The 12,774-nt window shown below is 67.8% G+C and carries 13 protein-coding genes; 2 read left to right on the forward strand and 11 right to left on the reverse strand.

What is annotated here, in order from left to right; genetic code table 11:
- Nucleotides 1-2 precede the first annotated feature (2 nt).
- The 10 genes from ybgC to aspS form a co-directional block, all read right to left on the reverse strand.
- Nucleotides 3-434, reverse strand: a complete 432-nt coding sequence (ybgC, locus tag AC3ITN_RS14910) for a tol-pal system-associated acyl-CoA thioesterase (protein WP_313346589.1) — start codon at nt 432-434, stop codon at nt 3-5.
- The gene (ruvB, locus tag AC3ITN_RS14915; RefSeq protein ID WP_313346586.1) at nt 424-1,464 is read right to left on the reverse strand and encodes a Holliday junction branch migration DNA helicase RuvB; all 1,041 of its coding nucleotides are present in this window, start codon (nt 1,462-1,464) and stop codon (nt 424-426) included. The genes ybgC and ruvB overlap by 11 nt, the downstream gene beginning before the upstream one ends.
- Nucleotides 1,465-1,825: 361 nt before the next feature.
- A complete protein-coding gene (locus tag AC3ITN_RS14920; protein ID WP_313346583.1) occupies nt 1,826-3,745 on the reverse strand; it encodes a potassium transporter Kup in 1,920 nt (639 codons plus the stop codon).
- A gap of 49 nt (nt 3,746-3,794) precedes the next feature.
- On the reverse strand, nt 3,795-4,382 hold the full coding sequence (gene ruvA, locus AC3ITN_RS14925) for a Holliday junction branch migration protein RuvA (RefSeq protein ID WP_313346581.1): 588 nt from the start codon (nt 4,380-4,382) through the stop codon (nt 3,795-3,797).
- A 10-nt stretch (nt 4,383-4,392) separates the two neighbouring features.
- The gene (gene ruvC / locus AC3ITN_RS14930; RefSeq protein WP_313346579.1) at nt 4,393-4,914 is read right to left on the reverse strand and encodes a crossover junction endodeoxyribonuclease RuvC; all 522 of its coding nucleotides are present in this window, start codon (nt 4,912-4,914) and stop codon (nt 4,393-4,395) included.
- 129 nt (nt 4,915-5,043) lie between these two features.
- Nucleotides 5,044-5,775: a YebC/PmpR family DNA-binding transcriptional regulator gene (locus AC3ITN_RS14935; RefSeq protein WP_489391009.1), complete on the reverse strand. Its 732-nt coding sequence runs from the start codon at nt 5,773-5,775 to the stop codon at nt 5,044-5,046.
- A gap of 96 nt (nt 5,776-5,871) precedes the next feature.
- On the reverse strand, nt 5,872-6,504 hold the full coding sequence (locus AC3ITN_RS14940; protein WP_313346575.1) for a lipase family alpha/beta hydrolase: 633 nt from the start codon (nt 6,502-6,504) through the stop codon (nt 5,872-5,874).
- 119 nt (nt 6,505-6,623) lie between these two features.
- Complete coding sequence (locus tag AC3ITN_RS14945; protein WP_489391010.1) at nt 6,624-7,145, reverse strand: GNAT family N-acetyltransferase; 522 nt, start codon at nt 7,143-7,145, stop codon at nt 6,624-6,626.
- Between the two features lie 20 nt (nt 7,146-7,165).
- Entirely contained in the window at nt 7,166-7,513 is a 348-nt protein-coding gene (locus AC3ITN_RS14950; protein ID WP_489391011.1) for a DNA primase, read from the reverse strand.
- Nucleotides 7,514-7,803: 290 nt separating this feature from the next.
- The gene (gene aspS / locus AC3ITN_RS14955; protein WP_313346570.1) at nt 7,804-9,555 is read right to left on the reverse strand and encodes an aspartate--tRNA ligase; all 1,752 of its coding nucleotides are present in this window, start codon (nt 9,553-9,555) and stop codon (nt 7,804-7,806) included.
- Nucleotides 9,556-9,978: 423 nt separating this feature from the next.
- Between aspS and AC3ITN_RS14960 the strand changes: the two genes are divergently transcribed.
- The gene (locus AC3ITN_RS14960; RefSeq protein ID WP_489392941.1) at nt 9,979-10,647 is read left to right on the forward strand and encodes a DUF3011 domain-containing protein; all 669 of its coding nucleotides are present in this window, start codon (nt 9,979-9,981) and stop codon (nt 10,645-10,647) included.
- A gap of 55 nt (nt 10,648-10,702) precedes the next feature.
- Here AC3ITN_RS14960 and AC3ITN_RS14965 read toward each other — a convergent pair whose 3' ends face one another.
- Nucleotides 10,703-11,341: a hypothetical protein gene (locus tag AC3ITN_RS14965; protein WP_489391012.1), complete on the reverse strand. Its 639-nt coding sequence runs from the start codon at nt 11,339-11,341 to the stop codon at nt 10,703-10,705.
- Between the two features lie 139 nt (nt 11,342-11,480).
- Between AC3ITN_RS14965 and AC3ITN_RS14970 the strand changes: the two genes are divergently transcribed.
- The gene (locus AC3ITN_RS14970) at nt 11,481-12,752 is read left to right on the forward strand and encodes an MFS transporter (RefSeq protein WP_489391013.1); all 1,272 of its coding nucleotides are present in this window, start codon (nt 11,481-11,483) and stop codon (nt 12,750-12,752) included.
- Nucleotides 12,753-12,774: the final 22 nt, after the last annotated feature.

Here is a 12,774-nt window from a genome sequence, read left to right on the forward strand (position 1 = left end):
CCTCAATATGCGTCTATTTGAATTACGTGGGGTTTCAACACGGCATGGAGAGCATCGTCCATGCCGCGCGGTTTGAATGTGGAGGCGTCCAATGCCGCGATCTTCACCTGCGCGGTCAGCAGCGTTTCATCGCCGCGACACACCGCCTGTTCGAACACCATGCTGGCGCGCTTGCACTGCACCAGCCGGGCGGTCACGTCCAGCGCGTCATCCAGCCGCGCCGGCTTGAGGAACTCCATGGTCATCGAACGCACCGCGAACACCAGGCCATGCTCGATGCGCGTGCGCTCCTGGCCGAAGCCCAGGGCCCGCATCCATTCGGTGCGCGCCCGTTCCATGAAGGCCACGTAGCGGGCGTGGTAGACCACCCCGCCAGCGTCGGTATCTTCCCAATATATGCGTGTCGGCCAACTGAACCGGGGATCAATCGCCATTCATCGACTCCGCGAACAGGTCCGCAGGCGGATTCTTCGGCTTCAGCCCCAGATGCCGGTAGGCCTTCTGGGTGGCCATGCGGCCCCGCGCGGTGCGCACCAGGAAGCCCTGCTGGATCAGGTACGGCTCCACCACGTCTTCCAGGGTGCCGCGCTCTTCCGACAGCGCCGCGGCCATGGATTCCACGCCGACCGGGCCGCCGTCGAAGAAATCGATCAGGGTCCTGAGCATGCGCCGGTCGAGGTCGTCGAACCCTTCCGGGTCGACCTTGAGCATCTGCATGGCGGCCTGCGCCACGTCCTGGTCGATATGCCCGGCCGCGCGGACCTGGGCAAAATCGCGGACCCGGCGCAGCAGCCGGTTGGCGATACGCGGCGTGCCGCGCGAGCGCCGCGCGATCTCGGCCGCGCCGTCGCCGGTACAGTCGATGCCGAGGATGGCTGCCGAGCGGCGGACGATCCTGGTCAGTTCCTCGGGCGTGTAGAACTCCAGCCGGTGCACGATGCCGAAACGGTCGCGCAGCGGCGCGGTGAGCAGGCCGGCCCGGGTGGTGGCGCCAATGAGGGTGAACGGCGGCAGGTCGATCTTGATCGAACGGGCCGCAGGGCCCTCGCCGATCATGATGTCGATCTGGAAATCTTCCATTGCCGGGTACAGCACTTCCTCGACCACGGGCGAGAGGCGGTGGATCTCGTCGATGAACAGTACGTCGTGCGGCTGCAGGTTGGTGAGCAGCGCGGCCAGGTCGCCGGCCTTTTCGATCACCGGCCCGGAGGTCACGCGCAACGCGACGCCCAGTTCGTTGGCGATCACGTGGCTCAGCGTGGTCTTGCCCAGGCCGGGCGGCCCGAAGATCAGCACATGGTCGAGGGCGTCGCCGCGGGCCTTGGCCGCTTCGATGTAAATCGACAACTGCTCGCGCACCGGGGCCTGGCCGAGGTAATCGGCCATGCGCTTGGGGCGGATGCTGGCGTCGGTGGTGTCATCCTCGCGGGTGGCACCGGCGCCAATGATGCGGTCGTCGGTCATTCCGCAATTATGCGGCAAAAGCGGCGCGATCCGCGGCCGGTAGTGCCGGCCGCTGGCCGGCTCCGCGCGATGCGGGCGTCGTGAGGAGCCGGCCAGCGGCCGGCACTACCCGGACTGCATCGGGCGTCGTGAGGAGCCGGCCAGCGGCCGGCACTACCCGGACTGCATCGGGCGTCGTGAGGAGCCGGCCAGCGGCCGGCACTACCCCGGACTGCATCGGGCGTCGTGAGGAGCCGGCCAGCGGCCGGCACTACCCGGACTGCATCGGGCGTCGTGAGGAGCCGGCCAGCGGCCGGCACTACCGGTGTCCCTGCGCCGAAGGCGGAGTGCCGCCCGCGGTCCCTGTAGCGCGCCGACGCCCTCAGATCTCTACCTGCGCGCCCAGTTCGACCAGCCGGTTCCCCGGAATCCGGAAGAACCCGGTCGCCGGGGCCGCATTGCGGTGCATGAGCGCGAACAGCTTGTCGCGCCAGATCGGCATGCCGCGGTTGGCGGTGGCCACGATGGTCTCGCGGCTGGCGAAGAAGGTGGTGTCCATCGGATCGAAATAGATGCCGCCGTGGTCGCACGATCGCATCAGCGCCAGCGGCACGTCCGGGGTCTCCATGAAGCCGAAGCGCACGTATACGCGGTAGAACTCGTCGCCCACCGATTCGATCTTCAGGCGCTGGCCTTCCATCGCATAGGGAATGGGCAGGGTCTTCACGTGCAGGAATACGTTGCGCTCGTGCAGCACCTTGTTGTGCTTGAGGTTGTGCATCAGCGCATGCGGGGCCACCGACGGGTCGGCGGTGAGAAACACCGCGGTGCCGGGCACGCGCACCGGCGGGGCCAGCATCAGCCCCGGCAGGAAGGTGTCGATGCGGATGCCGTCCTTGCGGATCTCATCGCGCAGCAGCTCACGGCCACGGCGCCAGGTCCGCATCATGGTGAACAGCACGATGCCCAGCACCACCGGGAACCACGCGCCCTGCAGCAGCTTGGCGCCGTTGGCGATCACGAAGCCCAGGTCGATGATGAAGAACACCACGCACAGCGGAATGATCCAGTAGCGCGAGGTCGGCCACAGCGCGCGGGCGACCAGCGCCAGCAGCAGGGTGTCGATGAGCATGGTGGCCGACACCGAGATGCCGTAGGCCACGGCCAGGTTGGACGAGCTGCGGAACGCCAGCACCAGGCCGATCACCATCACCGCGATGCCCCAGTTGATGCCGGGGATGTAGATCTGGCCGATGGTGTCGTGCGAGGTGTGGGTGATGCGCATGCGCGGGATGTAACCCAGCTGCATGGCCTGGCGCGAGACCGAGAACGCGCCGGTGATGACCGACTGCGAGGCGATCACCGCGGCCATGGTGGCCAGGATGATCATCGGGTAGAGCGCCCACTCCGGCACGGCCTCGAAGAACGGGTTCTTCACGGCCTCGGGGTTGTTGAGCACCAGCGCGCCCTGCCCCAGGTAGTTCAGCACCAGGCACGGCAGCACGAAGAAGTACCAGGCGTGGCGGATCGGCTTGGCACCGAAGTGGCCCATGTCGGCGTACAGCGCTTCACCACCGGTCACCGCCAGCACCACCGCGCCAAGAATGAAGACGCCGTGCCAGCCGTGGTCCATGAAGAAGCGCAGCGCCCACATCGGGTTGAACGCCTTGAGCACTTCCGGCGCATCGATGATGTTCCAGATGCCGATCGCGGCCAGCGAGATGAACCAGATGGAGGTGATCGGCCCGAACAGCTTGCCGATCTTCTCGGTACCGAAGCGCTGCACGGCAAACACCGCCAGCAGCACCACCACGGTGATGGGCACGATGAAGGCATGCAGGCCGGGCGCGGCCACCTCCAGGCCTTCAACGGCACCCAGCACGGAGATGGCCGGGGTGATCACACCGTCACCGAAGAACAGCGACGCACCGAAGATGCCCAGGATGCCCACCACGTAGGCCGAGCGCGACCCGTGGCGCAGGGTGCGCTGGGTCAACGCCATCAGCGCCATGATGCCGCCCTCGCCGTCGTTGTCGGCGCGCATGATGATGGTGACGTACTTGAGCGTCACCACGATGTTCAACGCCCAGAACGCCAGCGACAGCACGCCCAGCACGGTGTCGTGGTCGCTGTTGAGGCCGTAATGCGGCGAGAACGCTTCCTTCAGGGTGTACAGCGGGCTGGTGCCGATGTCGCCGAACACCACGCCGATGGCACCGACGATCAGCGCCAGACCACCGGCGGCCGGCGCGTGGCCGTGCCCGGCATGGCCGTTGTCGTGTTGGGTGGGAGAGGTGGACATGGAGCTCCGGACAGACGTCGGTCGGTAAGGGAAAGGGCCGGCGCGCGGGTCAGCGCAGCGCGGCCTGCAGGGCCTTGCGGATCACGGTGGCGACATCGTCGCCGTCGGCATTGGCATCGCGCGCCATGCGGGCGGCCTCGGTCGGCTTGTAGCCCAGTTGCTGCAGGGCCACGGTGGCCTCGGAAACCGGGTCGGTGGCCACCGCCCCGGCGATCGGCGCACCGCCGCCCCCGAAGTTGGCCGCACGGTCGCGCAGCTCCAGCACCATGCGCTCGGCGGTCTTCTTGCCGATACCGGGGATGCGGGTCAGCGCGGTGATGTCACCGGCCTGCACCATCCGCGCGAACTCGTCCACGCTCACGCCCGACAGCACCGCCAGCGCGATCTTGGCCCCGATTCCGCTGACCTTCTGCACATCGCGGAACAGGCGGCGCTCACCCTCGCGCAGGAAGCCGTACAGCGAAACGCTGTCTTCCTTCTGCGCGTAGTGGGTGAACAGCGTGACCTCGCGGCCCAGCTCGGGCAGGTCGTAGAAGGTGCTCATCGGCGCCTCCAGTTCGTAGCCGACGCCGTTGACGTCGATCAGCAGCCACGGCGGCGCCTTGTACGCCACGATCCCGCGCAGACGACCAATCATGCAGATGTCCTCATTTCCGGCTCCACGCCTGGCGCGTATTGACGCCCAGCCGCTGTGCCGTCGCCCGTACGTGGGCATGGGTGATGGCCACGGCCAACGCGTCGGCGGCGTCGGCCTGCAGCTTGGTTCTCAGGTTGAGCATAAGCCCGACCATGTGTTGGACCTGTTGCTTTTCCGCACCGCCGCGCCCGACCACGGCCAGCTTGATTTCGCTGGCCGCGTACTCGTGCACCGGGAGGTCGCGCATGACCACCGCCGAGATGGCCGCGCCGCGCGCCTGGCCCAGCTTCAGGGCCGAATCGGGATTGCGCGCCATGAAGACCTTCTCGATGGCGACTTCGTCCGGCCGGTACTCCTCGACCAGCGCATTGAGGCCCACGACCAGTACCTTCATCCGCTGCGGGAAGTCGTCCGCGCCCAGCAGCACCAGCGGCAGGTGGTGCACGTGCAGTACCTTGCCGGTCGGGTCCACGTCAATGATGCCCACCCCGGTGCGCTGGGAACCGGGGTCGATGCCGAGGATGCGGATCATGCGCGGCGCACCCGGCCGCCAGCGGTCCGGAGCGGAGATGTGCGGAAACGATGGCAGGGAACGTCAGGAGTCATCATGGTCCGCATTGTCCGCCCCCGCGTCGCACTTGGCGAGACGGGGGCGAAACGGTCAGGCGTAGGCGTCCGCGCCGAGGTCGGCGTTGGAGAACACGTCCTGCACGTCGTCCAGGTCTTCCAGCATGTCCAGCAGCTTCTTGACCTGCAGGGCGGTGTCGCCCTCGACCTTGATGTCGTTGTCGGCGCGGAAGGTGAGTTCGGCGTGGTCCGGCTTGAACCCGCCCGCTTCCAGCGCTTCCTTGACCGCGTGGTAGCTGTCGGCGGCGGTGAGCACGTCGATGGCGCCGTCTTCCGGGTACACCACGATATCGTCCGCGCCGGCCTCGATGGCCGCCTCGGTGATGGTCTCTTCATTGGCGCCCGCGGCGAAGTGCAGCACGCCCAAGCGCTTGAACATGAAGGACACCGAGCCTTCGGTGCCCATGTTGCCGCCGCACTTGCTGAACGCATGGCGGACATCGGCCACGGTACGCACGCGGTTGTCGGTCAGGCAGTCCACGATCACCGCCACGCCACCGGGCGCATAGCCCTCGTAGCGGATCTCTTCGTACTCCACCCCTTCCAACTCGCCGGTGGCCTTCTTGATGGCGCGTTCGATCACGTCCTTGGACATGTTCGAGGCCAGGCCCTTGTCCATGGCCACGCGCAGGCGCGGGTTGTTGTTGGGGTCGCCTCCACCGCCGCGCGCGGCTACGCCGATCTCACGGATGATCTTGGTGAAAATCTTGCCGCGCTTCGCGTCAGACGCGTTTTTGCGGTTTTCGATGGAAGGGCCTCTACCCATGGGTGTTTCCGTGCTTGCGTCAGGAACAGGGCGCGGATTCTACCTGATCGGCCGGTGGCAACGTGTTAGATCCCCCCGCAGCAGGGTGTCGCACCCTCAGGCGGCGTGTGCCGCCCGGTCGTGGCGGAAGCAGCCGTCGCGCAGGAAAGCGGCGGTCTGGCGCGCCGCGTCCGGGGAAAACACCAGACCGCTGTGACTGGCAGGGACCACGCAATGGTCGGCCAGGCCCGGCAGGCGGGTCTCGTCCAGCGCCACGGTGCCGTCGGACGCGTCGCCAATGGCCCCGAGCAGGCTACCCAGGCCGTGCGGAACCGAACCGGCCACCAGGCCCACCCGCGCCCTGCCCTCCCAGGCCGGCAGGCCGTCCAGCAGCATGCCACTGCTGCGGCCCAGGGCCAGTGCCCAGCCGTGGTCGGCCAGCGAGCGCGCCGTCCCGCTGCCGCGCAGCGGCGAGCCCAGGCAGACCACCCGCGACACCGGCAGGTCCGGTTGGCGGCGCAGCGCTTCGAGTGCCACCAGCCCACCCAGGCTGTGCCCGACCAGCGACACCGGACCGCTGCCCTGCAGGCGCTCCAGCAGCTGCGGCACCGCGACATCCGGCCCGCCGAAGACGCTCGAATAGCCGAAGGTGTCCACGCTGAACCCGCGGGCGCGGAGGCGCCAGGCCAACGGACCAACCCAGGCGCGGGCATTCCAGATGCCGTGCAGCAGTAAAACGGGGGGATTCATATGCTCAGCGTAGCCGGTGCGAAACCGTTCCAGTGATTGGATACGGTTCTATTAGACAAATGGACCGGGAAACGGCGAGTGAAGCCGTCGCCGCCAGGCAGTGAGGGGGTGCGCGCCGTTCAGGCGGCCCGCGGCGGACGGCGCAGGATGAACTCGAGGTCGTTGATCTGGCCCACGGGGAACAGGTACTCACCCGCCCGCTGGAACCCGTAACGGGCATAGAAGCGCTGCGCGCCGAAGTTCTCCGACCACACGCCCAGCCACAGCGTGCGCGGACCGTCGCGTTCGAGCCAGGTCAGCGCGGTTTCCAGCAGGCGGCTGCCCCAGCCACAGCTCTGCTGGTCCTTGACCAGGTACAGCCGCTTGAGCTCGCCGTCGCCGGGCTGCACCTCCGGATGCGGCAGTCCACAGGGGCCGGCTGCGGCGTGGCCCACGGCCTCCCCGTCCAGCTCCAGCAGCCACACCGCGTAGTCCGGGTGGGACAGGATCACGCGCTGGCGCTCCACCGCGTAGGACTCGGCCAGGAAGTCCTGCAGGTCCTGGGGCGGGTACAGGTGGCCGAAGGTTTCCACGAAGGTACGGGTGGCCAGCACCGACAGGGTCGGTGCGTCCTCGGGGCCGGCGCGGCGGATGGTGTACATGGACGGGATCGGGGCAGGCCTCAGGCCTGCGTCCCCTTGGCGGCGTCGTCTTCTTCGCCGTCCTCGTCTTCCTCGTCCTCGTACTCTTCCTCGTCTTCGTCCTCTTCCTCGCCTTCTTCGTCGCCCTCTTCGTACTCTTCGCCGTCTTCCTCGTCCTCTTCGTCGTCCTCGTAATCCTCGACGCCGAAGTCTTCACCGTCCCAGCGTCCTTCGCCGTCGGCGACGAAGGTCAGCGCCATCGCGGCGGGGTTGGTCCCCACGCGCACCAGCCAGCCACCGAACACGCGGGCGCGTTCGGTCACCAGATTGGCATCGGCGCCTTCATTGCCCAGCTTTTCCCATTCCAACACGAACGCAAACTCGGTCATTGCCTGGATCTCCTGGACGATGTGTGTGTGACGGGAGCCGGCCAGCGGCCGGCACTACCGGATCGTGTGGCCCGATGGGAGCCGGCCAGCGGCCGGCACTACCGGATCGTGTGGCCCGATGGTAGCCGGCCAGCGGCCGGCACTACTGGATCGTGTGGCCCGATGGGAGCCGGCCAGCGGCCGGCAATACCGGATCGTATGGCCCGATGGGAGCCGGCCAGCGGCCGGCACTACCGGATCGTGTGGCCCGATGGTAGCCGGCCAGCGGCCGGCACTGGGTGATTGCAGGATCACTGTTTGCGCGGGCGGACCTGGATGTGCACTTCGGCCAGCTGCTCATCCGGAATCGGCGACGGGGCGCCGGTCATCAGGCACTGCGCGCCGGTGGTCTTCGGGAACGGAATCACGTCGCGGATCGATTCGGTACCGGCCATCAGCGCGGCGATGCGGTCGATGCCGAAGGCGATGCCACCGTGCGGCGGGGCGCCGAAACGCAGCGCATCGAGCAGGAAGCCGAACTTGGCCTCGGCCTCTTCGGCACCGATGCCGAGCAGTTCGAACACCGCGCTCTGCATGTCCGAGCGGTGGATACGGATCGAGCCACCACCGATCTCGTTGCCGTTGAGCACCATGTCGTAGCCGCGCGAAACCGCGGTCTTCGCATTGGCGCGCAGGTCGGCGATGTCGTCCACCGCCGGCGCGGTGAAGGGGTGATGCAGGGCGACGTAGCGCTGTGCCTCGTCGTCGTACTCGAACATCGGGAAGTCGGTGACCCACAGCGGCGCCCAACCGGCGGCGACCAGGCCAAAGTCCTTGCCGGCCTTCAGGCGCAGGGCGCCCATGAAGTCCGACACCTTGTTGTAGCCACCGGCACCGAAGAACACGATGTCACCGTTGCCGGCACCGACGTGGGCCACCAGCGCGGCAAACGCGTCTTCGCTGAAGAACTTGGCGATCGGCGAGCTGACCTCGCCGTTCTCGGCGATCTTGATGTAGGCCAGGCCCTTGGCGCCGTACTTGGCGGCATGCGCGGCGTAGTCGTCGATCTGCTTGCGCGACAGGCTGGCACCGCCCGGAATGCGCAGCGCGGCCACGCGGCCGTCAGCATCGTTGGCGGCCGCAGTGAACACCGGGAACTCGCTGGTCTTGACCAGGTCGGCCACGTCCACCAGCTCCAGCGCGATGCGCAGGTCCGGCTTGTCCGAACCAAAGCGACGCATCGCCTCGGCCCAGGTCATGCGCGGGAAGCTGGCGGCCAGCTCCACATCGACCACCTCCTTGAAGATGGCGCGGATCATGCCCTCCACGAAGTCCTGCACGTCGCGCTCGCGCACGAAGGCGAACTCCATGTCCAGCTGGGTGAATTCCAGCTGGCGGTCGGCACGCAGTGCCTCGTCGCGGAAGCAGCGCGCGATCTGGTAGTACCGGTCGAAGCCGGCCACCATCAGGATCTGCTTGAACAGCTGCGGGCTCTGCGGCAGGGCGTAGAACTCGCCGGGGTGCATGCGCGCCGGCACCAGGAAGTCGCGCGCGCCTTCCGGAGTGGCCTTGGTCAGGATCGGGGTTTCGATGTCCTGGAAGCCCTCGCCATCCAGGTGGCGGCGCAGCGCCTGCACCAGCTTGATGCGGGTGCGCTGCATGCGCTGCATTTCGGGGCGGCGCAGGTCCAGGTAGCGGTACTTGAGGCGGGTTTCCTCGCCCGGGTTCTCATGGGCGTGGAACGGCAGCGGCTCGGCCTTGTTGAGGATGGTGATGCGGCTGGCCACGATCTCGACCTGGCCGGTGGCGATCTTGTCGTTCACCGCATGGCGCTTGCGCACCACGCCCTCGACCTGCAGCACGTCCTCGTAGCCCAGGCTGGCGGCGACCTTGAATACCTCCGCGTTTTCTGGCTCAACGGTCACCTGCACGATGCCCTCATGATCGCGAAGATCGATGAAGCACACGCCGCCCAGGTTGCGGGCAACGTCGGTCCAGCCGGCGAGGGTGACAGTCTGGCCAATCAGGGTCTCGTCGACCAGGCCACAGAAGTGGGTACGCATGGGGGTAAAGCTCCGCAGGAGATTGCCGGCGCCAGGCGGCACCGGTCAGCCCGTTATTCTGCGGCCGCCGACCCGATCGGGCAAATCGGGATGGTCACGCGGGCTTGATCCGGCCCAGACATATAGTCCGCGCACCAACGACCGCAAGGGGAAGTCGCCATGAACCGCCGCCTGACCGTCGCCTGCCTCACCGCCGTACTGGCCTGTACCGCCCCGGCCCTGCACGCCCAGATGGGCACCCGCGCCTACGCCCCGGAGAACCTGTCGCAGCTGTCCTCCAACGACCGCGCCCGGGTGATTTCCGAGGAATATGCCGACCAGTCCAATGGCCGGCGCATCCCGGACGACCAGCTGCGCTTCTACCTGGCCCAGGTCAACTCCGGCTGGGGGTTCTCGCGCATCAAGCAGGACATCGCCACCTCGCTGGGCGGCTCGGGGTCCGGCGGCGGCTGGAACGGGGGGGGTGGCGGCGGCAACAACGGCACGGTCCGCTGCGAAAGCCAGGACAACCGCCAGCGGGTCTGCACCACCGGCTGGCGCAGCGCACGGCTGTCCCGGCAGATTTCCGGCACCCGCTGCGTGGAAGGCAGCAACTGGGGGTCGCGCAACGGGCAGGTCTGGGTCAGCGGCGGCTGCCGGGCCGAATTCGCCGAAGGCCGTGGCGGGAGCATTGGCGGCCCGGGCGGCAGCGGCGGCACCATCCGCTGCGAGAGCCAGGACAACCGCGAGCGCACCTGTTCCACCGGCTGGCGAAATGCCACCCTGGTCCGGCAGATCTCCGGCACGGCCTGCGTGGAGGGCCAGACCTGGGGCGTGCGCAACGGCGCGATCTGGGTCAATCGCGGCTGCCGCGGTGAATTTGCCGAATCACGCGGCAACTGGGGCGGTGGCGGCGGCAACAGCAACTACAGCGTGACCTGCAGCAGCAACGACAAGCGCCAGCAGACCTGCGCCTGGGATTCGCGCCAAGGCCGGCCGGTCGTGGTCCAGCAGTTGTCCGGTACCGCCTGCGTGGAAGGCCGCAGCTGGGGCTATCGCAATGGCACGCTGTGGGTCAGCGGCGGCTGCCGGGCGAGATTCGGCGCGCGCTGAGGCGACGGCGGCCCGACCAATGGTCGGGCGAAGAACAGCCACCCATGCGGTGGCTCTACGGCGCCGGTGGCGCCTCCGCACCCCACGGGGCCGGTGGCAGCGCCACCGGCTTGCCGAGGTCGAACACCACCTGGAAGCGACGGCCATCGGGCCGGGTGAGCTCGTAGACGAAGCGTTCGTCAGGCTCCACCTCCATCGCCCAGGTATTGCGCACCGAGGCCTCCATGCCGGCCTTGCGGAACATCGCCACCGAATCGGCATCCACCGGGAACGCCTGCCGCTGGGCGGTGCCCGGCGGTGTGCTGTCGCCGCCGTACATCGTGACCGCATCGGGGCTGCCGTCGGCATGGCGGTGGTCGTGTTTCAGGCGCAGACCGGTGTCGGTGCGGCTGAGCACCCAGGTGCGTGAATGATCATCGCCTACATGGAACGGGATGCGCAGCTCGTGCGCCGAATCCTCGCACCCCCGCACATGCATCACCAGCCGCTTGCCGTCGAACGGATCCGGCGCGGCACTACGTGGCGTGTTGACGGCGACATGGCCTTCAAAGGCCTTGCCACAGTGAGCGGCAACCGCCGCAAGGAATGCATCGGCCGGGGCCATTGCAACGTCATGGGCAACGCTGTCGCGCTGGCCCGTGCAGGCGGCGAGCAGCATGGCAGCCGCGAGCGGCAGGAACGTGTACACAGTCATGCCCCACCCTAGCCCGCATGCGTGCGCAGCGCAAATTCGGACGTCATTCCCGACATGCACGCTCCGGACATGGTGTTTATTGCGACTGTGGTAGGGTCATAGTCGTGACCGGTTCGCCTTCCCCACGAAGGTCGCACGCGTGTTGCGGCTGACCGCCCTGCTGACGGGAGTAGCGCTGCTGTTGACTGGCAGCGGGCTTCTGGGCACGTTGCTGGCGGTGAGCGGCGGTGAGGCCGGCTTTGGTGCCGGTACGTTGGGCCTGGTGATGTCGGGTTACTTTGCCGGCTTCTTCATGGGTACCTTCTTTGCACCGTCGTTGATAGGCCGCATTGGCCATATCCGCGCGTTCGCCTTCTTCGCCGCCCTCGCCGCCATCGCGGTGCTGCTGCATCCACTGTGGCTGAACGCCTGGCTGTGGGGACTGCTGCGCATCGTGACCGGCATTGCGCTGGTGGGGCTGTACACGGTGATCGAGAGCTGGCTCAACGCCGAGCCCGACCCCCGCCAACGCAGCCGCGCGTTCTCGCTGTACATGGTGGTCAACCTGTCGGCGCTGGCCTTGGGCCAGATCCTGCTGATGGTCAGCAATGCCCCGGCCATGTCGATGTTCATGCTGATCGCCATGCTGGTCTGCGCCGCCGTGCTGCCGATCACCGCCACCCGCCTGACTCCACCGGACGTCCCCTCGGTGCCGCGCCTGAAGCTGTCCCACCTGTATGCCATGGCGCCCGTGGCCACCGTGGCCGCCGGTCTGTCCGGCCTGGCGATGGGGGCGTTCTGGGGCCTGCTGCCGGTGTATGCCGGCGAGGTCGGGCTGGACGACGACGGCGTGGCGCGCTTCATGTTGACCGCCATTGCCGGTGGTGCGTTGCTGCAATGGCCACTGGGACATATCAGCGATGGCCATGACCGCCGCATCGGACTGGTCGCGCTGTGCCTGGCCGCCGCCGGCATCGCCGTGGTCGCGGCACTGCCGATGATCCAGATGCAGACCCATCTGCTGTTCGCGCTGTTCTTCTTCTATGGCGGCCTGGCATTCGCGCTGTATCCGTTCGCCGTGGCCCACATGCTCGATTACCTGCCGCGCGAGCACCTGCTGTCCGGGTGCTCCAGCCTGCTGCTGGTGCACGGCGTGGGGGCCGCGATCGGCCCGGCGCTGGCCGGCGCGGCCATGCAGCAGTTCGGGCCAGCGGCACTGCCGCTGTACTTCGCCGCGGTGCTGGGCGTGCTGGCCCTGTTCACCACCGCACGGCTGCTCAGCTTCGCCCGCCTGCGCACGCACCCGGTGGTGTTCCGGCTGATGCTGCGCACCACCCCGGCGGCACTCGAACTGATGCCGGAAACGGATGCCGTCGCGCCGCCCGACACCCCTCCTCCCTCACCCATCGACTCCGATAAGGAAGTGCATTGACTGTTTCGACACCCGCCCTGCC

It is taken from the genome of Stenotrophomonas sp. KH_036_B (assembly GCF_057839485.1).